The organism is Opitutia bacterium ISCC 52 (assembly GCA_014529675.2).
Lineage (GTDB): Bacteria > Verrucomicrobiota > Verrucomicrobiia > Opitutales > UBA2995 > UBA2995.
Genome location: CP076040.1, coordinates 1,336,197 through 1,360,571, shown reverse-complemented (window position 1 = coordinate 1,360,571; position 24,375 = coordinate 1,336,197). Strand labels below are relative to the sequence as shown.

The 24,375-nt window shown below is 48.9% G+C and carries 22 protein-coding genes and 1 pseudogene; 11 read left to right on the top strand and 12 right to left on the bottom strand.

Annotated elements, in window-relative coordinates; all coding sequences use genetic code 11:
• Positions 1 to 21: 21 nt before the first annotated feature.
• Positions 22 to 759: a hypothetical protein gene (locus GA003_05960; protein QXD29513.1), complete on the top strand. Its 738-nt coding sequence runs from the start codon at positions 22 to 24 to the stop codon at positions 757 to 759.
• 40 nt (positions 760 to 799) lie between these two features.
• On the opposite strand, the gene GA003_05955 is transcribed toward GA003_05960, so the two are convergent.
• The gene (locus GA003_05955) at positions 800 to 2,194 is read right to left on the bottom strand and encodes a sulfatase (protein QXD29512.1); all 1,395 of its coding nucleotides are present in this window, start codon (positions 2,192 to 2,194) and stop codon (positions 800 to 802) included.
• Between the two features lie 47 nt (positions 2,195 to 2,241).
• Here GA003_05955 and GA003_05950 point away from each other — a divergent pair, with 47 nt between their 5' ends.
• Entirely contained in the window at positions 2,242 to 3,222 is a 981-nt protein-coding gene (locus tag GA003_05950) for a D-2-hydroxyacid dehydrogenase (GenBank protein ID QXD29511.1), read from the top strand.
• 295 nt (positions 3,223 to 3,517) lie between these two features.
• Here the strand turns inward: GA003_05950 and GA003_05945 are convergent, their stop codons facing one another.
• Together GA003_05945 and GA003_05940 are read right to left on the bottom strand one after the other, a co-directional pair.
• On the bottom strand, positions 3,518 to 5,632 hold the full coding sequence (locus tag GA003_05945) for a molybdopterin-dependent oxidoreductase (GenBank protein QXD29510.1): 2,115 nt from the start codon (positions 5,630 to 5,632) through the stop codon (positions 3,518 to 3,520).
• Positions 5,629 to 6,096, bottom strand: a complete 468-nt coding sequence (locus GA003_05940; protein ID QXD29509.1) for a (2Fe-2S)-binding protein — start codon at positions 6,094 to 6,096, stop codon at positions 5,629 to 5,631. The genes GA003_05945 and GA003_05940 overlap by 4 nt, the downstream gene beginning before the upstream one ends.
• A 280-nt stretch (positions 6,097 to 6,376) precedes the next feature.
• Here GA003_05940 and GA003_05935 point away from each other — a divergent pair, with 280 nt between their 5' ends.
• Positions 6,377 to 7,522, top strand: coding sequence for a galactose mutarotase (locus GA003_05935; GenBank protein QXD29508.1), 1,146 nt, complete (start codon positions 6,377 to 6,379; stop codon positions 7,520 to 7,522).
• Positions 7,523 to 7,787: 265 nt separating this feature from the next.
• Positions 7,788 to 9,152 (top strand): annotated as a pseudogene (locus GA003_05930) (TrpB-like pyridoxal phosphate-dependent enzyme).
• Positions 9,153 to 9,330: 178 nt separating this feature from the next.
• Here the strand turns inward: GA003_05930 and GA003_05925 are convergent.
• Complete coding sequence (locus GA003_05925) at positions 9,331 to 10,779, bottom strand: sulfatase-like hydrolase/transferase (protein ID QXD29507.1); 1,449 nt, start codon at positions 10,777 to 10,779, stop codon at positions 9,331 to 9,333.
• 99 nt (positions 10,780 to 10,878) lie between these two features.
• Here GA003_05925 and GA003_05920 point away from each other — a divergent pair, with 99 nt between their 5' ends.
• From GA003_05920 to GA003_05910, 3 genes are all read left to right on the top strand, one after another.
• Complete coding sequence (locus GA003_05920; protein QXD29506.1) at positions 10,879 to 11,136, top strand: hypothetical protein; 258 nt, start codon at positions 10,879 to 10,881, stop codon at positions 11,134 to 11,136.
• 21 nt (positions 11,137 to 11,157) lie between these two features.
• Positions 11,158 to 11,418, top strand: coding sequence for a hypothetical protein (locus GA003_05915; protein ID QXD29505.1), 261 nt, complete (start codon positions 11,158 to 11,160; stop codon positions 11,416 to 11,418).
• A gap of 334 nt (positions 11,419 to 11,752) precedes the next feature.
• Positions 11,753 to 12,928: a P1 family peptidase gene (locus GA003_05910; protein ID QXD29504.1), complete on the top strand. Its 1,176-nt coding sequence runs from the start codon at positions 11,753 to 11,755 to the stop codon at positions 12,926 to 12,928.
• A 143-nt stretch (positions 12,929 to 13,071) separates the two neighbouring features.
• Here GA003_05910 and GA003_05905 read toward each other — a convergent pair whose 3' ends face one another.
• The 4 genes from GA003_05905 to GA003_05890 form a co-directional block, all read right to left on the bottom strand.
• On the bottom strand, positions 13,072 to 14,304 hold the full coding sequence (locus GA003_05905; GenBank protein QXD29503.1) for an aminotransferase class V-fold PLP-dependent enzyme: 1,233 nt from the start codon (positions 14,302 to 14,304) through the stop codon (positions 13,072 to 13,074).
• 21 nt (positions 14,305 to 14,325) lie between these two features.
• Positions 14,326 to 15,138, bottom strand: a complete 813-nt coding sequence (locus tag GA003_05900) for an ATP-binding cassette domain-containing protein (GenBank protein ID QXD29502.1) — start codon at positions 15,136 to 15,138, stop codon at positions 14,326 to 14,328.
• A gap of 3 nt (positions 15,139 to 15,141) precedes the next feature.
• Positions 15,142 to 15,984, bottom strand: coding sequence for an ABC transporter ATP-binding protein (locus GA003_05895; protein ID QXD29501.1), 843 nt, complete (start codon positions 15,982 to 15,984; stop codon positions 15,142 to 15,144).
• A gap of 355 nt (positions 15,985 to 16,339) precedes the next feature.
• The gene (locus GA003_05890) at positions 16,340 to 17,245 is read right to left on the bottom strand and encodes a LysR family transcriptional regulator (protein ID QXD29500.1); all 906 of its coding nucleotides are present in this window, start codon (positions 17,243 to 17,245) and stop codon (positions 16,340 to 16,342) included.
• Between the two features lie 55 nt (positions 17,246 to 17,300).
• Here GA003_05890 and GA003_05885 point away from each other — a divergent pair, with 55 nt between their 5' ends.
• Genes GA003_05885 through GA003_05870 form a run of 4 tightly spaced genes read left to right on the top strand, consistent with a single transcriptional unit; the run spans position 17,301 to position 20,727 of the window.
• Positions 17,301 to 17,999 carry a YggS family pyridoxal phosphate-dependent enzyme gene (locus GA003_05885; protein ID QXD29499.1) on the top strand — a complete coding sequence of 233 codons (699 nt, stop codon included), beginning with the start codon at positions 17,301 to 17,303 and terminating at the stop codon, positions 17,997 to 17,999.
• A gap of 60 nt (positions 18,000 to 18,059) precedes the next feature.
• Positions 18,060 to 18,926: a transglutaminase-like domain-containing protein gene (locus tag GA003_05880; GenBank protein QXD29498.1), complete on the top strand. Its 867-nt coding sequence runs from the start codon at positions 18,060 to 18,062 to the stop codon at positions 18,924 to 18,926.
• Positions 18,907 to 19,830: a shikimate dehydrogenase gene (gene aroE, locus GA003_05875; protein QXD29497.1), complete on the top strand. Its 924-nt coding sequence runs from the start codon at positions 18,907 to 18,909 to the stop codon at positions 19,828 to 19,830. The genes GA003_05880 and aroE overlap by 20 nt, the downstream gene beginning before the upstream one ends.
• 3 nt (positions 19,831 to 19,833) lie before the next feature.
• Positions 19,834 to 20,727, top strand: coding sequence for a prepilin peptidase (locus tag GA003_05870; GenBank protein QXD29496.1), 894 nt, complete (start codon positions 19,834 to 19,836; stop codon positions 20,725 to 20,727).
• Between the two features lie 137 nt (positions 20,728 to 20,864).
• Here the strand turns inward: GA003_05870 and galK are convergent, their stop codons facing one another.
• The 4 genes from galK to GA003_05850 form a co-directional block, all read right to left on the bottom strand.
• Entirely contained in the window at positions 20,865 to 22,064 is a 1,200-nt protein-coding gene (gene galK, locus GA003_05865; protein QXD29495.1) for a galactokinase, read from the bottom strand.
• Positions 22,065 to 22,137: 73 nt separating this feature from the next.
• Positions 22,138 to 22,452: an HU family DNA-binding protein gene (locus tag GA003_05860; GenBank protein ID QXD29494.1), complete on the bottom strand. Its 315-nt coding sequence runs from the start codon at positions 22,450 to 22,452 to the stop codon at positions 22,138 to 22,140.
• A 201-nt stretch (positions 22,453 to 22,653) separates the two neighbouring features.
• Entirely contained in the window at positions 22,654 to 22,839 is a 186-nt protein-coding gene (locus GA003_05855; protein QXD29493.1) for a hypothetical protein, read from the bottom strand.
• Complete coding sequence (locus GA003_05850; protein ID QXD29492.1) at positions 22,832 to 23,743, bottom strand: hypothetical protein; 912 nt, start codon at positions 23,741 to 23,743, stop codon at positions 22,832 to 22,834. Before GA003_05850 ends, GA003_05855 begins: the two co-directional genes overlap by 8 nt.
• Positions 23,744 to 24,375: the final 632 nt, after the last annotated feature.

The following is a 24,375-nucleotide window of genomic DNA, read 5'->3' as shown; positions in this document are numbered from 1 at the left end:
AGGTTCTTTACCAAAACGAACATGAAAATCATAGGCGTCGGCTTTGGCCGCACAGGAACCCTCTCTACATTTACCGCACTGAACGAGCTGGGGTATAACTGTTATCACATGTTCGAGGTTCTGGAGAACAAAGCGAACAAGCATCACTTGGACTTCTGGCATCGTGTGGCCCATGCAGCGGAAGGCGTACAACACGATTGGCACGAGGTGTTTAAAAACTACGATGCGACCGTGGATAATCCCGCTTGTTGTGTATGGCGGGAGTTGGTCGAAAAGTACCCCGATGCCAAGGTGGTCTTAACGCTCCATCCGAAAGGACCTGAGGCCTGGTATAAGAGCACGATCAATACGATCTACAAAACCGAGGCCCTTTGGCAGTTCAAGGTGCTGGCCTTTTTCATCCCCAAAATGCGGAAGATGACGCAGATGTGCCGTAAGCTGATTTGGCACCGGTCTCATAAAAAGACTCTGGTAAATCGAGAAGAAGCCATCGCTCGTTACAATCAGCACATCGAAGAAGTCAGGGCCGAGGTACCTGAGGATAAGTTGCTCATCTATTCCGTCGACCAAGGATGGGAACCCCTCTGCCAATTTTTGGAGAAAGATATTCCGGAAATGGAATTTCCAAACGTCAATGACTCCAAGGAATTTCAAGGCTTCATAAATAAGCTGACAGGAGTGGCATATGGGCTTTTAGCCGTTAGCGGGTTATTAGTGGCAGCTATCATTTATGGTCTGATCAATATTAGCGTCAATTAGCGTAATTTAGCGGTCCCCGGCACAGCCGGCTTTACTAGAACTATTTATCCCGGTTTTTAAACAAACGGGTTTCTGCAGTCAGCTCCGTTTCTCGACCCAGGTCGCCCTGCTCGTTCATCCAGCTATCGAGGCGGGCACGGAGGGAGGCTTTAACAGCGATGTATTTAGAGTCGTCGGCCAGGTTGTGAATGTTGTCAGGATCGTTGGCTACGTCGTAGAGTTCGACTTCGGGGCGATTGCGGTGGCGCCCGACATACTCGATGGCGTGTTTGTCACCAGCTTCGGCTTTGGCCATCCAGGATTGCATCCATTTGCCACGATCTACGGCACATTTAAATTGGTTCTCAGGATTCGTATTGAGAATGTAGCGGTATTTGGAAGACCTCACCGTACGGATACCGAAGGCTCCACCATTGTTTTGGATACCCAGGGTAGTGTGAAGAGCATACACGTATTCTTTGTGATCGTCGGCTTCTCCGGTAAGGACCGGAACAAAGGACTTCCCATCCAGCACGTCTGGGATGTCTGCTCCGGCGGCCTCAAGGAACGTGGGCACGATATCGACATACTCGATGGCCGCATCGGTTTCGGTTCCGGGTTTCGTTTTCCCGGGCCAGCGAACAATGCAGCCGCTTTTGACGCCGTCCTCGTAACAAGACCATTTAGCCCGACTGAAGGCATTCCCCTGTTCGGATAGCACCACAAACAGGGTGTTTTCTTTCAACCCATGCTTATCTAATAAATCCAAGGCCTCCCCCACCTGTTCATCAAACACGGTGATCTCAGCCAGGTATTTAGAAAACTCTGAGCGGAACTCCGGCGTATCCACATGGAAAGGACGCAGCTTCAAAGACTCCGGTGGATAGATGGAAGGATCTCCCCGATTAAGCGGGCCGTGCGGTTCCTTCGATGCAATGATCAGGCAAAAGGGCGTCTCAGCCTCCTTGGACTCTTTAAACAACTGATCGATAGCATCGAAGTCGGGATCCCCTCTTGGATTGCCTCCATCGGGAGAAGGGCGATCTGAATATTCAAAGGGAAACTGATCTTTGGGATTGATATGCGTTTTTCCTGAAAGCGCCACCCGATAGCCGAGGGGCTTTAAATAATGGGGTAACGATTTAACGCCTTCCTTAATGTAGGTGTGATTCGGGTACGCTCCGGATTTGACCGGATAGATGCCGGTGTATAGGTTGTGCCGAGTCGGCGAACACATGGGCGCCGCCTGAAAGCACTGATTGAACTTCAGACTCTCTTTGGCCAAAGCGTTCATATGCGGTGTCTTGGCCTGGCCACCGTAGACTTCAAGATCACGGTAGGTGGCATCGTCAGCGATGATGAGGACGAGGTTTGGCTTGTCTTGAGCTTGGAGCAGAGAAGCGAAGAGCAGAGAGTAGAATGCTAAGAGGCTAAGAAAAAGTAGTTTGCATTTCATAAGGGTATCACTTGGGTAAACTTAAATTAGGCCTACCAAACTCCGCTATGGCAACTATTCTACTCCTGAGAAATTCCGACGAGGTCAATCCTGACCAAATAAAAGCAATCCGTGAACTGGCGCCAGACCATGAGCTCTGGATGACAAGAAAACCATTGGACGATAATCCGGAACGCTTAGCCGAAGTGGAAATCAGTGCCGGCTTTAAGCCGCCGCATGAACTCATTCTGAACGGCAGCCTCAAATGGCATCATGCCTTTTCCGCTGGCATGGATTGGATGTGGGAAATCGAGGACTACATGAACCTGCCCATGGTTCTGACGAATTCTTCGGGAATCCACGCTATCCCGATGAGTGAACATACCTTCGCCTTGATTCTGGCTCACGAGCGAACACTTACTAAAATCCTTCGCAATCAGATCAAAGGCAAATGGGAAGGCACCCTACCAGGAGCTCCCATGGAAACCATCGCCGGAAAGACCATGTTGATCCTCGGCGTTGGCGCTATCGGTAAACAAGTGGCCAAGCTGGCCCAGGCCCATGATATCCGTGTGCTTGGCATAAGACGCCAACCGGAACGCGCTTGTGAGTTCGTTGATGAGATGCACGGCCGGGATCAGTTGGATGAATTGTTACCTCGAGCCGATTACATCGTCAGTCTCCTACCGAGTACTCCCGATTCACGCAATATTCTAGGAGCACGACAATTTGAGCTCATGAAACCGAGCGCCTATCTCGTGAACTTGGGTCGAGGGATGCATATCGATGAAGATGCCCTGATCGCAGCCCTTAAAAATGGTTTCATAAAGGGCGCAGGCTTGGATACCTTTGAAACCGAGCCCTTACCGGAAAACTCAGAGCTCTGGAAATTGGACAATGTTATTCTTTCTCCCCATTGTTCGGGAGACCAACCGGATTACACTTATGAGGCTTTAAGCTTGTTTTTGAAGAATCTGGAACGCTTCAGGAATGGTAAGCCCTTGATCAACGAAATCGACAAGGGCATGGGGTATTCGTTGACGCATTAGGGACGAGGCGTGGGACGCAGGGCGAGAGACGAGAGGTTCATTCAAAATTTGAGTTTGGCGAATGGCGTAAGAATCGGCGCGCTCGGCGATCGCGCCCTACCATTATTATTAAATCTGATCTGAAAAGGTAGGGCCATAGCTTCCAGCTATGCCGAGAAACCGTAGGTCGGTGATGAACATTTGAGTCTGCGGTCTCACGACCGTGGCTACTGATGAGAGAGGCACTGCGGGGACGCAGCTACCCTTTTGCGAAGCTGGTGCTTGGCGTTCCCAGGAAGAGATAGCGCAATTATTGTTAGGCCAACTTGTTCTGAACAAAGGGTAGCTTCCGAACCCTCACACCCGTAGCGGCAAAGATGGCGTTAGCGACGGCTGCGGGTGCAGGTGGCAAGGCCGGTTCGCCGAGTCCGGTGGGTGGGAAATCGGTATCGAGGAACTTGGTTTCGACATCGGGGGCTTCATTCATGCGAATGAGTCGGTAGCTATCGAAGTTCAAGTTCTTGGATGAACCACCTTCGATGGGCATGTCGCCGAACCAGGCCATGCCCAGTCCATCGATGATGCCCCCTTCGCATTGATTCTCAGCACCCGCGCGATTGATCAGCTGTCCGCAATCTACGGCGCAGTAATACTTGTGCACTTTCAAATTGCCGTTTTCCACTGATACTTCGGCGACTTGCCCCACATAAGAGTGGTGAGAATAGTGCGCTGAAATGCCTTGACCAACGCCCTTTGGAGCATTGCCCCAGTTGGCCATCTTTGCCGCGGCCTCCAGCACACCCTTCAAGCGGACCGGATCGTAATCCAGTTTACCCTGCGGATCGTGAATCGCTCGATCAAGCAGTTCCAAGCGCATCTCCAGCACATCTTTGCCTAGCTCCTTGGCCACCTCTTCGAGAAAGGCCTGGTCCGTATAGGAAATCACATTGTGATGGGGCGAACGCCAAGCCTGGCTGGTTATCTTGGAAGGAATGGCAAAGGTATCAACCTGGTAGTTGGGCACTCCCCCATTCGGGAAATTCTCCGCACGAACCGCACCACGTTCAAAGGTACTGGCTGAACGCATGTACCAAGTATCCAGATTGCCATCTTTATCGATGCCAGCCTGATATTTGTATAACGCCGCTGGACGGAAATTTCCGGCGTGCATGTCCTCTTCTCGTTTCCAGACAATATTGACTGGAGCACCGGCCAGCCTCGATGCGTTGACCGCATCTTCCACCGCATCGGTTTTTAACCGCCGGCCAAAACCTCCGCCGATACGGGTCATATCAACCTTAATCTTACTTTCTGGAATCCCGAGTATTTGTGAGGCAGCTTGACGGGCCCGTTCCGGCGTCTGTGTAGGACCGAGAATATAAGCGGAGTCTTTTTTAACATCCGCGTAGGTGTTGATGGGTTCCATGGGTGCATGAGAAACGAACGGCACTTCGTAAGTCGCTTCGATCACCTTGGCAGCCTTTTTCAAACCGGCATGGACGTCGCCCACTTTACGCTTGGTATCGCCGTTTCCGTTTTCTACGGCTTTGGCAAAATCGTTGGAAATCTGGGCCGTGTTTTCACGCACCCCATTTTCCTTCCAGTCGATCTGGAGTGCGTCCTTTCCTTTAAATGCGGCGTAGTTGGAGGTTGCCAGAACGGCTACCTTGTCATCCCAGCTGATGACCTTGGTCACACCGGGTACATTGAGCGCAGCCGAGTCGTTAAAACCACCCAGCTTCAATCCGTGGGCCGGTGGATTAGAAATGGCGCCGTAGAGCATGCCTTCGGTTTGGGTGTCGATGCCAAACTTCTGAGCACCGGTGACGATGCCGTCGTTGTCGCAATTGGGGATGCGTGTGCCAAAGATCCGGAAGTCCTTCTTGTCCTTCAGTTTTACGCTCTTGGGAGCGGGTAATTTGCTAGCGGCATCGACAAGATCGCCATAGGAAGCGTTCTTTCCTTTGCAGGAAACCACGCTGTTCCTGGTCGAGCATTGGCCTGGCTTGACCCCCCATTGTTTGGCGGCAGCCGCTACCAGTAAGGCTCGAGCGGAAGCACCCGCTTCACGAAGCACGGTGTAACTGGAACGAATCGAACCACTACCTCCGGCTACCTGGCGCACGTAAGCGTCGGTATCCAACGGCGCTTGTTCGACCGTCACATCCTTCCAGTCTACATCCAGCTCTTCAGCGATGATCATGGGAAAGGCAGTTTTGATGCCTTGTCCACACTCGGGATTCTGGCTCATTAAAGTCACGCTGCCATCGCGATCGATTTTCAGAAACGCATTGGGTTTAAAAACCCCGCTCCCTTTTGCGTCCCAATCCGAGGCCATACCCCAACGGAAACCAATAAGCAGACCTCCACCCACGGCGGCAGATACCTTAATAAAATTACGACGGTTAAATGGTTTTGTGCTTACACTCATGCCGCACCTCCCTTCTCTGCTGCCAGGTGAATCGCCTTGCGGATGCGTTTGTAGGTACCACAGCGGCAGATGTTCCCGGTCATGGCCGCGTCGATGTCTTCGTCGGTAGGATTCGAATTACTTTTTAAGAGCGCGGTCGCAGACATAATTTGTCCCGCCTGACAGTAGCCACACTGAGGAACATCTTCTTCCTTCCAGGCTTCCTGGACGGACTGGCCACCAGCGACTGCGATGCCTTCGATGGTGGTGATCGATTGACCAACCGCTCCGGAAACCGGGAAGGTGCAGGACCGGATCGGCGCGCCATTCAAGTGGATGGTGCAGGCGCCACATTGACCAATACCGCAACTGTATTTGGTGCCGGTCATGTTTAAAAGATCTCTCAGCACCCACAAGAGGGGCATGGAGGGGTCCGCATCGACGGATTGCTGCGAACCATTAATAGACAGGGTATAATTTGCCATAGGGTAAGGTTTAGGAGTATCACCCTAGTTCTGCTCCAAGATATATGCAATCATAGAAGCAGCCTTTCATTACATTCTTCATGGCTCTGTTCAGGAATAACAACATTCAGTTGATCGCGGGGGAGGCTTACATTACGGAAACATAAAGGAAGTATTTAAAATAAACAAAACCCACTTTACGAAGCTTGGAAAAGTCCATTTCATAATTTGTAGGAGCGAACATGGATGTTGAGTAAATCGCAGCTGAAGCAGCTCCTAAAGAAAATCACCTTTGTATTCTATGAAACATAAATCTCTGCTTTCTCTTTTCGTTTTATTTACCCTGGTTTGGACCACTGCCTTCGCAAGCAACAAGGCCACCATCACCATGCAGTCCTTTGGCAAGACCAAGGATGGCGTGGACACAGCTCTCTATACCTTAACCAATGCCAATGGGGTAAAAACCGACATCACCAATTATGGAGGCACTGTGGTAAGGTTGTTTGTCCCAGATCGTGAAGGTAACCTGGACGACGTAGTCCTCGGTTATAACACCGTCGCAGAATACATTTTGGATTCGCCCTACTTCGGTTCCCTCATCGGGCGTATTGGCAATCGGGTTGCGGATGGAAAGTTCACACTAGACGGAACCACTTACAACCTGGTCACGAACAATGAACCTGCTGGAATCCCCTGCCACTTGCACGGCGGAACCGTGGGTTACGACAAAGTTGTCTGGGATGCTGAGCCTTTCATCGAGAATAATGTTCCCGGATTAAAGCTGCACTACCTTAGCGTGGATGGCGAAGAAGGCTATCCTGGCAACCTGGATGTCACTGTATGGTATCGGCTCACCAACGACAACGCGTTGAAGATCGATTACCTGGCAACCACTGACAAGGCGACTCCGGTTAACCTGACCAACCATTCCTACTTCAATCTCAAGGGAGAGGGCAACGGGGATATCCTTAACCACGTACTCATGTTTAATGCCGCCAACTATACACCGGTTGATGCGGGGCTGATACCGACTGGAGAAATTGCTCCTGTAAAGGGCACTCCCTTCGATTTCACAACTCCTCATGCCATTGGCGAACGGGTCAGTAACACCCATGAGCAAATGGGCTTCGGCGGAGGTTATGACCACAACTGGGTGCTCGATAATCAAGATGGTGATCTGGCTTTGGCTGCCACTGTTTTTGAACCCACCTCGGGTCGTTTTATGGAAGTCTGGACGGAGGAACCGGGCATGCAGTTTTATAGCGGAAACTTCCTCAATGGTTCCAATATCGGTAAAGCGGGCAAAGCTTATAATTTTCGTAATGGCTTCTGCCTCGAGACACAGCACTATCCCGACTCCATCAACCAACCTGACTTTCCTTCCACGGTGCTAAAGCCAGGGGAAGAGTATAAAACAACCACCATCTACAAGTTTGGGACCCGATAGATCGAATCGGCAGTATCTTTAATGAAAAGCCCGACTCCCGTGAGTCGGGCTTTTTTGAAGAGTCTCGTGAGGTAAGGCTTGATGTATCAAGGCTTCAAGAAGTAGGGATGGAATTCACGGTGGCCAAGTTGCAAGCAACTAGTCAGATGATTCAAACCAGTTAGCAATAGTATCCGCTTATTAAGCCAACTCAGATTGCTAATAAGCACGCCGACTAGCTGAATCGGCTTGTTTCGATTCCATGAGGAGCTGATATTCATGCACCATGGAAACCATTAAATATCTCCTTAATGAGACGGATATGCCTACAGCCTGGTATAACCTGACTGCGGATTTCTCCGAACCACTTCCCCCTGTTCTACACCCTGAAACAGGACAAGCGATTGGCCCCGACGACCTGGCTCCGCTGTTTGCCATGGAGCTAATCAAACAGGAAGTCTCAACAGACCGATGGATCGAGATTCCCGAAGAGGTAAACCAAATTCTAGCGCAATGGAGATGTACCCCATTATACCGTGCCCGCCGACTGGAGAAAGCCCTCGATACGCCGGCCAAAATTTACTACAAGTACGAAGGCGTTAGCCCAAGTGGTTCTCACAAACCCAACACCTCCATCCCTCAGGCGTATTACAACATGAAGGAGGGAGTGAAAAAGATTTCTACTGAAACCGGTGCCGGTCAGTGGGGCTCATCACTGGCCCTAGCTTGTCAGATCTTCGGACTCGAATGCCTGGTCTACATGGTGAAGGTGAGCTTTAACCAAAAGCCCTACCGTCGGGGCATGATGGAGACCTTTGGCGCAAACTGCATCGCCAGCCCTAGCGATACCACCGAATCTGGACGTGCGGTATTGGCTGACGATCCGGATTGTTCGGGCTCCCTCGGTATAGCTATCTCAGAAGCCGTGGAGGTGGCCGCCCAAAATGAAGATACCAAGTATTGCCTGGGTAGCGTTTTAAATCATGTGCTGCTTCACTAAACCGTTATTGGACTAGAAGCACAGAAACAAATGGACCTAGCGGGCGACTACCCGGATGTCATTGTCGGATGCACCGGCGGAGGCTCCAATTTTTCCGGTCTGGCATTTCAGTATATGGGAGACATGATTCGCGACGGAAAAGATATCCGAATCGTCGCTGTGGAACCAGCCGCCTGCCCTACCCTGACAAAGGGCCCACTCAAATATGATTTTGGTGACACTGGACACCTGACTCCACTGGTAAAAATGAACACTCTCGGTAGCACATTCGTACCGCGTGGCTTCCATAGTGGTGGGCTTCGCTACCACGGCATGGCACCCATGGTCAGTCACGCCATGAAACTGGGGCTCATTGAAGCAACGTCCTACAATCAACTCGAAACATTTTCTGCAGGCTTACAATTCGCTAAAGCTGAAGGAATCATCCCTGCACCAGAAGCCAACCACACAGTGGTCGGTGCCATCCGCGAAGCAGAGCGCTGCAAAGAAGAAGGCACTGAAAAGACGATCTTGTTTAACCTCTGTGGGCACGGCCATTTTGATATGCAGGCCTAAATCGACTTCAATGCAGGAAAATTGATCGACTACGAGTATCCAGACGAAGAAATCTCCATGGCTCTTGCGGGACTGCCGTCCTTCGGAAATCAGTAAGATGAGCAGGAGCTGCTTGAGCTGCGATTGAAACTCATAAAACGTTCGGGTCGCGAGCAAGCTTGCTCCTACAATAAAGCTTCTATCATTTAAAGGCAGGAGGTGGCTTGCTGCCGAATCTCGCGGCTTTCTTAGCCTTTAAATCACCGAATCCAATGGAAGTATCTGAGTAGAAAAATTAGAAATCTTTAAATGGTCCTCGAGGTTCGGCGTCGATCATCGTTTCCTGGTACCAGGCATCGAATTCAGCTTTTACCATAGCCAGGATCTCAGGTCGCTCCTTCGAAAGGTCGTGTTTTTCTCCGATATCCTTGGACAAATCAAAGAGGCCGCCACTCGTGCCTTCCATGTCGACCCACTTCCAGTTATTGACGCGAGCGCCCAGGCGATTCTGTCGTTTCCAAAACAGCATGGTGCGGGGGCTTTCAGTTTCACCTCGCAGAGTCGACCACCAGTCGAATCCATCGAGGATGACACCTTCGGGCCGTTGCGCTCCGGTAACCGAAGCCAGACTGGGAAAGAGTTCCATGCTGGACAGAAAAGCATCGTTCACGGCTCCCGCAGGAATCCCACCGGCAGGCCATCGGACGAGTGACAAAACACGAACCCCTCCGTCCCAGGTTTGTGATTTATTACCTCTCAGAGGATAATTATCAGCTCCCCCACTCCCACCGTTATCGGCGAAGAAAATGACAATGGTATTTTCGGCGAGTCCTTTTTCGTCCAGTTTGTCTAAGAGTTTGCCGATAGAGGCATCCATGCAAGTAGTCGCAGCGCGGTAGTCGCGGTAACGTTTCTGCTTTGAAGAGACCAAGGTCTTTTCACCGTATCGTTCCCCCATTGTGTAAAGTTCATCCACTTCTGGATACATGGCCTCGAACTCCGGTGGAGCCTGGACCGTACCACGGATCTTAGGGTCCAACGCTGAGGATCCATGAGGTGCGTTGAATGGCACATATAGAAAGAAAGGATCTTCACCACTTTGTTCATCCAGGAACCGCAGGGCTTCTCGCTCGAATAAATAGGTGGCGTAGACTCCACGATCTTCTTCGGTTCGCTCGTTGTTCCGATACATGCTATGAACACCATAGCGCTCGTGGGTGTAGTAATCGATCCCGGTGTTCACCAAGCCGAAAAAATCATCAAAGCCTTTGGCCAAAGGAAGGAATCGTTTACTGATCCCCAGGTCCCACTTTCCATAGATACCAGAAACGTAGCCTTGAGGTTTCAGAATGGCCGGAAGCAGTATTTCACGTGTATCCATCCCTCCTATACGCTCCCAGGTCACATTGTATTTATCCCAACTCGGATATTTGTATCCGTAGTCAGGTGCTTCATTACGAATCATGTCGTAGATGCCATTACGCTGTGGGTAGCGCCCGCTGAGAAAGGCACCGCGGGACGGTGTGCAGGCTGGCCAGGCCACATAAAAACTCGTTAGTCGCGTACCTTCCCTGGCCAGGCGGTCAAGACTGGGAGTAATGATCTCGGAGTTTATGAGACCGAGGTCGTTATAGCCCTGGTCATCGGATACGATCAAAAGGATATTGGGGCGCTCGGCCTGGGCCATGGATGGCAGAACTAAAAGAAAGGATAGGACTAGGAAGCGTGCTCTCAGGGGTATCATGGAAATAGCTTAGGTTCTTCACAGGAGCCTTATCAATCTTGAAACCAGAAATCCGTTGTCCTGCCTCCACCTTTAGGCTAAGTAAAAGTCACAAAGCTTATGATTCGAACGATCCTGATTTCCCTACTCGCCTGTTGTATGGGCTCCTTCATCACGGCAGAAACCATTAAACTATCCATTTGGGATCGAGGGGTAAAACTCACATCGCCCACAGTCGAAGATCTCTTTGCCTACTTGTGGTTCTATGAATGGAATATGTTTGAGGCGGTTCATGAAGGAGAACACACCACCGGTCTTGCGGATTGGAAGTGGGGTCTGGTATCGACCCAAAGCTACGCTCAAACCAGTGGGGACTAGTTCGACTTCAGTGTCACTGCTGTGGAGGATGGAGCGGAACTTCTCCTAAAGGTAACGAACACCACCGATCGTGACTGGCCGGATATTGCGTCTATAATCCCCTGCTTCAATCCTGGCTATGATGGCCCCAAGCGAACGGACGCCATTCCCAACCCGAACTTTTTGGACGATAGCCACGACCATACATACTTTTACGGCGAAGATGGATTGGACCTCCTGGCCGGCGATGCCCCACGTGAAATTCATTTTAACCAAGCCTTGTTGCCAGCGATTGAAAGCTGAGAGAAGCAAAGAGACGACGATCAGTTTGTCTGGCACCACAAATGGCCAATTTCTAAGCGAAATGCTCACCGAGGATTACTGGTACGCGAATCGGAAGACCGCTCTCAAACCATGGCCATCGTCTGGGAAGATTTCCTAACCGCTCAAGGCCACAATCCCTAAAAGTGCATGCACTTGTCCATTCGAGTGGGTCCTCTCGAGCCAGGCGAAACGAAAGCCATTCGAGGAAAGATGTATTTATTCGAGGGCACCAAGAAAGATTTATTGAAAAAACTAAAAAAGGATTTCCCAAAACTCTTCTAAGTCGTTTCTCTCCAGTTTGGATTCTTCCTTCATGATAAAACCATATCTCAAACATCCTAGAACGGCATTTTTGGTAACCGTTGCTTTTCTCATCTCTCATTATCTTCACTCAGCTCCTCGAGCCCGCGACCTGGGCATTCCTTTCGCAGGAGTTCCCGGAGAGCTTAATGCAATCACGGATGTTGCCGGTATCGAAGTGGGCTATGCCTCGGTAATTAAAGGAAACGGTAAGCTTGAGGTGGGAGAAGGGCCTGCCCGAACGGGGGTTACGGCTGTATTCCCAAGAGGTCGTGATCCAGACGATGCGGTTTTTGCGGGATCCTACGCGCTGAACGGCAATGGCGAAATGACTGGCTTGGCCTGGGTGGAGGAATCGGGTTATCTGGAAGGCCCAGTCATGATTACGAATACGCACTCCGTCGGCTCGGTTCATGAAGCGGTCCTCAAGTGGCAAGTAAAACAAGGAACCTACAACACCACCTGGTCGCTACCGGTTGTAGGCGAAACCTGGGATGGTTACTTGAATGACATCAATGGATTTCATGTGGGTTACGAACACGTGGCGGAGGCGATTGAGTCAGCACAAGGGGGTGTCATCCGTGAAGGCAATGTAGGCGGAGGAACGGGCATGGTCTGTTACGAATTTAAAGGAGGCACCGGGACCGCTTCGCGCATCATGAAGACCGGAGCGGGTACCTTTACGGTGGGTGTTTTAGTACAAGCTAATTTTGGAAGACGCCATCAGCTACTCATAGGAGGTATACCAATCGGACAAACACTCACCGATCATGCGCCCTACACGGATGGAAGAGATCTCTACGAGGAAACGGGCTCCATCATCGCTGTTGTGGCCACTGATGCACCCCTGCTGCCCGTGCAACTCAAGCGCATGGCCACCCGTGTGAGTCTGGGGGTGGCACGAACCGGTTCAACCTCCGGCAACGGATCCGGCGATATTTTCATAGCCTTTTCCACCGCCAATGCGGAAACGAAAAGCACCGAGGACGGTGTGGCTCTGGTCAGCGCACTTTCAAACGACCATATCAGTGGTCTCTTTTCAGCCGTGGCCTTGGCAACCGAAGAAGCCATCATCAATGCATTAGTTGCAGCTGAAACCATGACCGGGCGAGATGACCACACCGTAATGGCGTTGCCACATGAGGAGGTGCAAGAGCTTCTGAGAAAGCATGGGAGGTTGGTAGAGTAGCTGCTTCGCCAAAGGATTAGGCAAAGTGAATAGGTGTCGGGTGTCAGAATGAACGACCCTACAGAATGAAGGATGGGACTTCCTCCCGGTTTACTCTGAAGAGACGGGACGACTTTGAATAAAACACAGGCAAGATGCCTGTGCTACTCTACGAACTGATCGTCTACCAGTTCCTTGATCGCCTCTCCCAAGAGTTCGTATTGGGACAAGAAATTGTAGGCTTGGCAGGAAAACCGAACCAGACGCCTGGGAAACGCGGGCCATGCAAGAATAGGTACTTCAATTGAGCTACGCTTAATCAGCTCGTATTGCCAGTGATCCAAATACAAATAGTTCTCAATAGGTTTGGGAGCACGAGAGTCGAAGATAGGAATAGAAACAAGTGAACCTATCATGCTGTCCGGTGACGGCATCGGGGCATTGTAAGAATCGCAATAGATTCGGCGTGCTTTGAGAGCCAGTCGTCGATTGCGGTCCATTAAGGCCGGCCATCCACCAGGAACGATGTCATTGAGGTAATTAATGACAAAAGGAACACTCAGAGCGGAAGTTGGATCACGAGTCCCCATCCAAGCAAATTCGATCTGTAAACGGGAACGGTCGGTGCGGGGTGAATTGGCTCCATGACTGATGGATAATGGACGTATTTGCTGCTGTTTAACCTTACGAATATATAGTAATGCTGCACTCTTGGGTGCACATATCCATTTATGACAGTTTCCCGTATAGTAGGTCGCCCCCAACTCTTTTAAGTTGAGCGGAATCATTCCGGGTGCATGCGCACCATCAATCAAGGTTTCGATTCCCTTCTCCTCAAGCAGGTCAATGATTCGTTTAATCGGGAGCACAAGGCCCGTCTGACTGGTCACGTGATCGATAAGTAAAAGTCGCGTTTTTTCAGTTACGCAATTCATGACAGCTTCCACCACTTCATCTTCGGAAGCGATGGGAAACGGGATGTCTATGGTAATCACCTTGGCTCCACATTGGTCCGCCACGAAATGAATCGCATTCCGGCAGGCATTGTATTCGTGATTGGATACAAGAAGCTCATCGCCAGGTTCAAAGGGAATGGATCGCAGTATTGTATTCACACCAGAAGTCGCATTGGCCACGAAAACCAGGTCGTCAGAATCGCAACCCACAAACTCACTCACCGCAGACCTTGCTTCATCCAGGAGAGCTTCCATTTCGCGCTGGAAGAAATGGACGGGCTGTCGCTCCATGCGCTGTCTCAATTCCGATTGATAAGCCAATACTTCATGCGGACAGGCGCCGAATGATCCGTGGTTTAGAAAGACCAGATTCGGATCCAATGCAAAGAGTGCTGGATCGACCAACGGTTTTTCAATTAAAGGCTCCAAGGAGACGCTCATAAACGAATTAAGAGGTATAACTTAGCCCAGCCCCACAGCATTGATGGTCGGCATTTTGGGAATGGCATTCAGGAGTTTCTGGGTGTAGGGATCTTGTGGATTGGCGTAGATCTCATCGGCCGTGGCCTGCTCCACGATTTCCCCCTGACTCATGACCAGAACAAAGTCGCTGATGTGTTCGACGACTGCCAGGTCGTGAGCGATGAAGAGATAGGTAAGGTCGTATTCTTCCTGCACGTCCTGTAGCAGATTAATGATTTGCGCCTGAACGGATACATCCAAGGCACTGACCGCTTCGTCACAGATGATGAAGTCGGGTTCTACGGAAAGAGCGCGAGCAATTCCGATACGCTGTCGTTGCCCACCACTAAATTGGTGAGGGTAACGATTTCGGTGATCAGCCTGAAGGCCCACTTTGACCAATAGCTCTGCGATCTTATCGTCTTTTACGGAAGGACTCATATCCGGGAAATGAATGTCCAGCGGCTCGCTGATGATTCCGGATACCGTCATCCGAGGATTCAGTGAATTGTAGGGATCTTGAAAGATCATCTGAATCTTTTTCCGGTAAGGAAAGAATTCACTCTCACCCAGACTCATGATGGACTGCCCCTGATAGTGGATATCCCCAGCCGTAGGTACATTCAGCCGAACAATCGTTTTGCCGATAGTACTTTTGCCACTACCACTTTCGCCTACTAAACCCACGGTGGATCCCTTCTCAATTTTGAAGGACACGCCGTCTACGGCTTTAACAAACTGTTTCGTTTTCGAAAAAAATCCTTCCTGAATGGGGAAGTGAACTTTGAGATCTTTTACTTCGATGAGAGACATAGATTAACCGGCAAGCTTGCTATGGTCGATGGTTTCAAGTCGTTCGCGATTCCCGCCCAATTTTGGTATACAGGCAATCAGTGCGCGCGTGTAAGGATGTTGAGGATTGGAAAGCACCTGAGTCGTCTCTCCAGCTTCAACAATTTTCCCACGATACATAACGATCAGCTTGTCCGCAAAACCGTCGACGATACCAAAATTGTGAGTGATGAGAATAATGGACATATTGAGCTTCTCTTTCAGGTCCTGCATCAAATCCATGATTTGAGCCTGAATGGTCACGTCCAAAGCAGTCGTAGGTTCGTCAGCGACTAAGACCTTTGGGTGGCAACTGAGTCCCATCGCAATCATGACGCGCTGCTGCATTCCCCCACTCAATTGGTGTGGATAATCCTTATATCGCTTTTCGGGCATCCGAATCCCAACCAGGTCGAGGGCATTAATCACTTCAGCTTTCACATCCTTCACTTCGGGACGGTGCAGCTTGATGGCTTCTGCGATTTGATAGCCAACGGAAAAGAAGGGATTCAATGAAGTAGAAGGCTCCTGAAAAATATATGCGATTTCTTTTCCCCGGACGGACAACAGCTCCTTCTCTGGCAGCGATAGTATGTCCTTTCCTTCCAGCTGGATACTTCCACTGACCTGGCAGGCAGGTGGTCCCGGCAATAGTTTAGATAGTGAAAGCGCTGTAACTGATTTCCCACTACCACTCTCTCCTACTACCGCGAGGGTCTCTCCCGCATTTAAGGTGAAATCGACTCCTCTGACCGCTTCGTTTTGTCCTGAGCGAGACTCAAATACTATGCGCAGGTTCTTAACTTCTAGTAACGGATCAGTGGGCATACAATCAGGTCTAGGTCATCAAGGCAGGAAAAGAAAGAATTTTTCTATGCTTGGTCGAACAGAAGCTGTACATTTTTCCGCAGCTAGATGCTCTAGTAGGAATTATTGATCATGCGATCGAGGTCTCAGGTTTATCCAAATCTGATTCGCAGTAAAAAATAGAAATGATTCTACGTTTCCGTGAAATTGGCATCACGGATGCTAGAAGACACACAATAGAAGTTTGTAGTCATGTTGTGGTTGTTCGCCACACAAATGTGTTAGGTAGTAGTACATAAGTTAGAAATTAAGGGGGCTTGGCATCTGGGGTTTTGCCAGGCCCTTTTTTTAAAGACACTTCATCCTACCGCGAGGTCTACTTCTTTTCTTCTTCCTTTTCTGCAGTTACTCCCGTCAGCATTTCGATGAACTTCTTCATAGCAGGTGTAAGTACACGCCCCTTCCGGTGAATCACAGCTAAGGGCCTAGTGAAGTTACCGCCTTTTAGACCTACCCTGCGAATGGTTCCCTGCTTAATCTCTTGAAGTACCGTTGCCTGAGGCACAATGGCCACGCCGGCATCAATCTCAACAGCCCGTTTAACCGTCTCGATATTATCGAATTCCATGATCGGCTCCAAATCGAGCTGATGGTCGCGAAAAATGCTATCAGTAGCCTTTCTGGTAGGAATATCCTGATCGAAGCCGATCACTTTGCAGTCCCTCAAATCTTCAATTGCTACCTCAGCTTGCTTCGCCAATTCGTGCCCAGGGTGACAAATGAGAACGAGTTCGTCCTCTCGGAACGGGATCACCTCCAATTGACGCATCTGGTTTGGAAATGCAACGAGCCCTAAATCCACTGAATTATGAAGGATATCTTCGTAAACAAGGTTGGACCGTCGATACTCAACGCGCACGTTTACCGAAGGGTATTTTTGCAGGAAGTTTTTGATGTAAGGAGGCAGTTCGTGCAGACCAATCGAATAAATAGTCGAGATATGTATATTCCCACTGATGATCTTTTTCATCTCCTGCAACTCACTGATAAGCTTCTCATAGCGATGCAGGATCTCCTTAGCCGAGTCATAGAGCTTTTGCCCTTCACGAGTGAGCCTAAACTGCTTTTGGCTTCGATCGATGATCAGAATACTAAAGTGCTTTTCCATCGCCCGTAGCTGTTGACTCACCGCAGATTGGGTAATCGAATTCAGTTTTGCTGCTTTAGAGAAACTTTGGCTTTCTACAAGATCGGAAAAGATCTTCAGGTTTTCGATATGCATGATTTAAGCTATAACTGTTTCTAATTAATAAGCAAATCTTTTTAAAGTAATTCTTATGGATCATCTTAGCCATTCTTTAACCAAGAACCTGAGCACTCTAAACGAGCGTATCGAAGCTGCTTGCCGCCACTGCAATCGCCCCCGAGAAGCGGTGAAACTGATGGCTGTTACCAAACGATTTCCACTTGAGATAGCAGCCTCGGCGGTCCAAGCGGGTTTATCATTGTTAGGAGAAAATCGGATTCAGGAGGCGGCAGATAAGATTCAAAGGGCCACTTTCGATGCTCGTTGGGAACTCATCGGCCACTTACAATCTAACAAAGCTCAATTAGCCGTACAGCACTTCGACGCGATTCAAAGTGTCGATTCCGTCAAACTGGCACGGAGGCTCAATCGTTTTTCAGAGGAAATCGGCAAGGAGCTCCCGATTCTCCTGCAGGTCAATACCGGAGAAGATCCTGGCAAATTCGGCTTCAATACGGCTGAAACCGAGGGAGCCTTAGAGCAAATCCTCAATATGGGGGCTCTCAAGATAGAGGGCTTAATGACCATCGCTCCCCTTCCTGCCACCCTGGAAAGGGCAACAGCCGCATTCGAAAATCTACGGAAGCTTCGAGACCAACTCTCAGAGAAAACAGGCAAACCGCTACCGGAACTTTCGATGGGAATGTCTGGAGATCTGGAAGCCGCTATCGCAGCCGGGAGTACCTGCATTCGAGTCGGGTCAGCGTTATTTGGGCAAAGGCCGGTTTGACTTTTCCTCTACAAAGCGAATTGTGGAGACAGTTTTTAATCCTTTTACCCAACTTACACAGTGCCCATCCCAACGGATACTGCTGCCCGTTTAAAAGCAATTGCGGGCCTTTTAGATGACCCATCACCTTCGGTGCGGAATGCCTTAATTGATGAACTGGTTTCCCACGGAACGGCGGGCCGTGCATTTCTGAACGAACTCTGCAAAGGCAGTGATCTCGAGCTGAGAAAGCATGCCATCGCAGTTCTGGAGACTCTGGATAAGGATTCGCCCAATAATATGTTCAGCCGCTTCATCAAGTCGATGAATTACGAGCTGGAGTCCGGGTATTTTTTACTTAGTCGAACTGAAGATCCTGAGATTAAGATCACGGACTTTATGGAGCGATTGGACGAAATGACACTTCGTTGCCAGACACTATTTACCTCTCCCCTGGGCCCAAGAGATCGTTGCCGCATTCTCAACCGAGTCATTTTCCACGAGTATGGTTTTACAGGGAACCGATCAGATTTTGATAACCCAGATAACACCTTTATCCACACGCTTTTTGAAACGCGCAAGGGACTACCGATTAGCCTTTCCATCGTTTACCTGATGGTCGCTCGTCGTTTGGAACTAGAACTGGAACCCGTCGCCATACCGGGACGCTTTATGGTCGGTTGTTATCTGGAAGTGGAACCGTTCTTTATTGATGTATTTGAAAACGGAGTCTTCAGGTCACTCGAAGATCTATTACGCTTCTTAGATGTAAACGAATTGGAAGCAGACCTCGGGCATTTCGGGCCTTGTCCCGTGGGAACGGTCCTTTGCAGATGCTGCCGCAACCTGGCTCACCAGTATCGCTTGCTTTTCGAAGACGACAAAGCCGACCTGTATCAATCGTTTGTGACGGAGTTTGAAGCTCATTTTGAAAAACGATCTATCTAGCAGCAAACTCTACGCGATAGAAGACTTGGAAAGATGGCCCAAGAGCGGCACTTCCTTGGCAGTCCTTGGACATCCGGTAAAACATTCGCTGAGCCCTCCCATGCACAACGCAGCATTAGAAGAGCTCAGCAAAAGCAATCCGTCTTTCTCTGATTGGACCTACTATAAGTTTGATGTCTCACCCGATAATCTCGCATCAGCCATCAAGCAGTTCTATGAAAAAGGATTCCGTGGTCTGAATTTAACAGTGCCACACAAGATACTTGCAGCCCAATGGGTGAATATCGGCGAATCCGAAGTGGAACTCACCGAAGCCTGCAATACGCTGTTGTGGACCCCGGATGGATACACCGGTTATAACACCGATCTCTACGGCATGACCTCCGCCATTGAGAATGAATTCGAAATTCGGTTACAAGACAGGGACGTCATTCTGCTCGGTGCAGGAGGGGCCGCACGCGCGGCTGCCATCGCTTGTGCAAAAGCCGGAGTCCAATCACTCACCTTGGCCAATCGTACCATTGTGAGACTTGATAGCATTAAAGGCGTCCTCAATAAGTTAAGAAAACGCCCCACGGTAGATACCTGTAAACTGAGTGAACCCTTGCCAAACACTTCAGACAAACTCCTGATCATAAACGCTACTTCTTTGGGACTGAAGCCAGAAGACCCTACCCCTGCTGATCTAAGTAATTTGCCCGCTTCGACGTTGGTCTTCGATATGATTTACAATCCAGCCAGGACAGCTTTGTTAAAAGAAGCTGAATCTCTAGGAATGCAGGCAACAAATGGGCTGGGTATGCTTGCTTATCAAGGCGAAAGATCCCTTAGTATCTGGACTCAAAAAAACCCATCCGCCAAGACAATGTTCGACGCCGCCAGGGCCGGACTTAACCCAACTTAATCCATGCAGGAATACATTGACTCGATTGAATCTATAGCTCCCTGGTTCTTCCCCATCCTCAGCTTTGGTCTGGGCGCCTGCATCGGCAGTTTTTTAAACGTATGTATTTATCGGATACCCGAAGGACTTTCTATCGCCCACCCACCTTCAAGGTGTGGAGCTTGTGGCACTCCGATTCCATTTCATAGAAACGTCCCCATCTTGGCTTGGATAGTTCTAAGGGGAAAAGCTGCGTGCTGTGGTGCCCCTTTCAGCATTCGTTACCCAGCCATAGAATTTCTGACGGGGGTGCTGTTTCTAGCATCCTGGCTGTTACTACCAGCTCCAGCAGCTATCGCGGGTATGGTTTGGATCTCAATATTGGTTGCGACCACATTCATCGATCTGGACCATATGATCATTCCCAATCGTTTTTCTATCGGTGGCCTTATTATCGGGATCATTTTATCTGCCCTCGTACCAAGCATACACCATATCCAAACAGAACACGCCCTTCTAGCAGGTATCCAGGGGGCGTTTACTGCCATCCAAGGTGCACTGATAGGATCAGCGATCATTCTTTGGATAATGATCCTTGCGGAGCTGGTACTAAAAAAAGAAGCCTTAGGCTTTGGAGACGTAAAACTTATGGGAGCCATAGGTGCCTTTTGCGGTTGGCAAGGTGCCATCTTCGGTCTCTTTGGAGGAGCCGTTCTGGGCACTATCGCAATCATGATCATTCAGCTTATCAAGCTGGTAACTCCTAAGAAGAAAACGAGTGAGGATGACGAAGGCATGATTGGGAGAGAGATCCCGTTTGGACCGATGTTGGCCGCAGGAAGCCTTCTTTACTACCTCTACCTAGGACCCATGGTGGATGATTACTTTGGGCAATTCAGCTGGGTTTTGACTCAGTAGTATTTTCAGGTCCCGACGGACAGGAAACAACTTAAGCCATTTCCCCGAATAAGTTTCCAGTTCTAGAATCAATTGCCCGCTGCAGGTCGAAAAAAGTATCTTCATAAGATACCGCACCTGGTCACGAAAAGAAAATGCTAGGGACTCGATTCCTTCCAGGTAATATGGGCGCCATCACCACTCTCGCAATGTATGATGCGGGCAGGATGACCAAACCGCCGCTCATACTTACAGCTTACCGCATTCGCATCGGTTTCTGAAAAACCTGCCGAGGTCCAAGCCATAACAGCTCCCCCAAAACCACCACCTGTCAGACGAGCTCCGAAGACTTGATCGTAGCCTTCTAATAGAGATACCAAATAATCCAACTCTTCCGTGCTATTTCTAAAGAGGTCTCGTGAGCTAGCATGCGAATCAAATAAGAACCTGCCCGTGACATGTAGGTCTACTTCAGGCTCACCCAATAGCTTCACAACATCTTTTACTCGCTGATTTTCATTCAGCACATGATTTACCCGACGATACGGGTTACTCCCCAAGTGCTCCCCGAGTGAATCTAGTTCATTGAGCGGATAATCGACCAAACATTCGATATTAGGGTGTAAACTCTTGGCGACCTCGAAGCCTTCGCCGCACTCTGAAAAACGTTCGGAATAAAGTGAATCAATTAAACTGTGCTTCACATCGGTATTAAAGATCCAGAAGTGAGTATTCGGTGGAATGGGTACATTCTCAAAGGACTCATTCTTACAATCAATAAAGACCAAGTGATCTTTCTTTCCGAATCCTGAAACCCCTTGATCAAGAATCCCACAAGGAACACCCACGTAATGATTTTCTGCATACCTACATATTCTAACAATATCTTTTCGTGAGAATTCGTGAATAGATTCTTCAAGAACAGCATAGGCAGTGGCGAGTTCCAGCGCAGCACTACTACTCATTCCCGCTCCACTGGGGACATTGGATATGACTGCAAAATCAAATCCCTGCTCGAACTTGAGCCCATGCTCCTGAATTGCCCACACAACTCCCAAGGGATAACGCGACCAGCTGGATTCTTTAGGCCGCGTTTCAAGATTATCCAACGAATATTCAAAGGCCGTCTCTATACTGTGGCTCACTCCTTTTACCAATCGATCAGTACGTTTGCGCACGGCCAGAACAATCCCCTGTTCTACTGCAACCCCCAGTACATCGCCTCCGTTGTAATCGGTATGGTTACCTACAAACTCAATACGACCTGGAGCACGAGCAATCACAGTAGGCTCCTCTCCAAAGCTCGTTCTAAATAGTTCGCGGACCTGATCAATCATGCGGCCAGTATTAGGAGGCATGGAAGTTTTGAAATAAAAAAAACCCGTAACGATGAAATCGCCACGGGTTCTTATAGAAGTAATTAAAATCCAATTACAGGAGTCCTTTGAGACCTGCGCCTGGCTTGAACTTCACGCCTTTAGAGGCTTTAATTTTGATCTTTTCGCCAGTGGCTGGGTTTACACCAGAACGGGCATTGCGACGAGCTACGGAAAAAGTTCCGAAGCCAACGAGTTGAACAGCAACGGCGCTAGAAGCGTCGCCCTTCATTTTCACCTCTTTGCCAGCTGACTTGATGCCAGCTTTTACTGCGTCAAGAACTGCGTCGATAGCTCTTTCTGCTTGTGCTTTTGATGTGTCCCCGCCGAGGCTTTTTTGGACGTTGAGAATAAGTTCAGCTTTATTCATCCAGGCTTATATTTTTGGTATTTTGGCTTTTGATAATTAGGAACTTCTCAGAGCTGCAACAGGCAGCCTTTCAAAGCCCCAGGATTAAGGTATAAAGCAGATTAACGAAGGTGATTAATTTTCCACCGTCAACCCATAAATCACTCCAAAAACCTAATAAATAAAGGACTTCCGGGTGATTTGGAAGAAAGCGAAAATGAACTAGCCCTGCTGAGCCTCTACGAAGAGTTTTAAAAGATGCTGCATGGCCTCCACATCAGACCAACCTCGCTCCTCAGACAACTGAGCCGCTCGCTTGATCATTTGCTTGGCCATGACCTTCGATTGAGCTTCATTCGCCCCAGAACTTCTGAAGAAATCGATAAGTTGCTCCTCGGTTTTATCCATGATTGGCATCAGCGTGATAAACCTTCACGGAAGCATTTCCATCACCAAACTGAAGCGTAGATTGATCGGGCACAATATTGGCTACCAATGCCAACCCGAAAAAACGCTCTTCAAACTCAAAAGAAGTTTTGGCTACCCCTACTTTCTTCCCTTTATGATATAGAAAATCTCCAGACGGTATAGCATCCGCCGATTCAATTAATTGTACCAATCTTCTAACTTGTCCCATCGAGTGAAGTCGCGACATGACTTCCTGCCCTAAATAACAGCCTTTAGTGAAACTCACCCCTTCATTTTCCAATCGTCCTTCCTGTGGCAATTCATTTGGCCCTATGTCGTTAGGAACTCGCGGAATACGATGAAGAATCCTTTCTCCTTCCATCATCGATTCATCCAATTCGGAAACCGAACATCCCCGCTGAATCAAATCGATCAGTTTTTGCAAATTCTCCTTTGGCAAAACGATATCCGACGAAGGTCGTGAGCTTCTTCTTCCAGGGAGGCGAATCAGGTCCATTTCCGAGATTGAACCAGGATCTAATGCGTCAAGTTCCTCAATTGAGGATCCCAACAACGAAACTCCAGTTACATCGGATCCCAAATTCTCGAGCTCAACATCATCCGCTACGATAAATGTTTCCAACTTTTCAATCAGATCATCCGCTTTGGTGAAGTAGCTGAAAATATAAAAGCGCTCCTCACCGTCTCGGATAATCTGGCTGTCTCCATGAACTTTGCCTTTTTGATCCAGCCAGAGTCCATAGCAAGCAGCTCCTATCTCAAGTCCAGAAAGGTCATTACTGAACTGACTTTGCAAGAATTCGTGAGCGTCCTCTCCCTCGGCCAAAACCCAGGAAAACGGATGAAAAACGTGGTAACCATTGGTGGTCAATTCAGGTAACATTTAGCGTAAATAAAAAGTTAGAATAACAGTTGACATGTGTTGCTAATTTAGCAACCTTCATAAGAACAATCTCCTGAATAAGGAGACTTGGGGTAACTGATTAAGAAGAAGAACATGGCAGGTTGCTTAGGGGTAGGCAACCTGCCTTTTTTTGTACGCATATCTCGAATTTACCGAGAATCAGTTCTTGCAGATTTCACTCTTCATTATCCAAAGCCTTATATATTCGGCTTCTTGCAGGATTGTAGAATTTGTAAACATCCTTGGTCAGACACAATAATGAGTGCAGTAAACAGCCCATTGCTTCTGAAATTCACCTATTCTCATCCTAAAGGATACTCAAAAACCTCCTAAATTGCTGGCTTCTGAAAAATATTTCATTTTTTATAAATCCCTACTTGACTTTGTTGCTAAAAAAGCAATCTTCAAATTCACCATCTCCTGAATAAGGAGACTTGGGGTAACTGATTGAGAAGAAGAATATGGCAGGATGCTTAGGGGTAGGCATCCTGCCTTTTTTTATGCCTAAATGGCAGAGACGAGGTATTTAGGAATCCAATGCCAGTGGTTTGGAGGGACTTTATCTCAGCTAATTTCGGATTCCAGGTTCCCCGTTATGAGCTTAAGCTTAG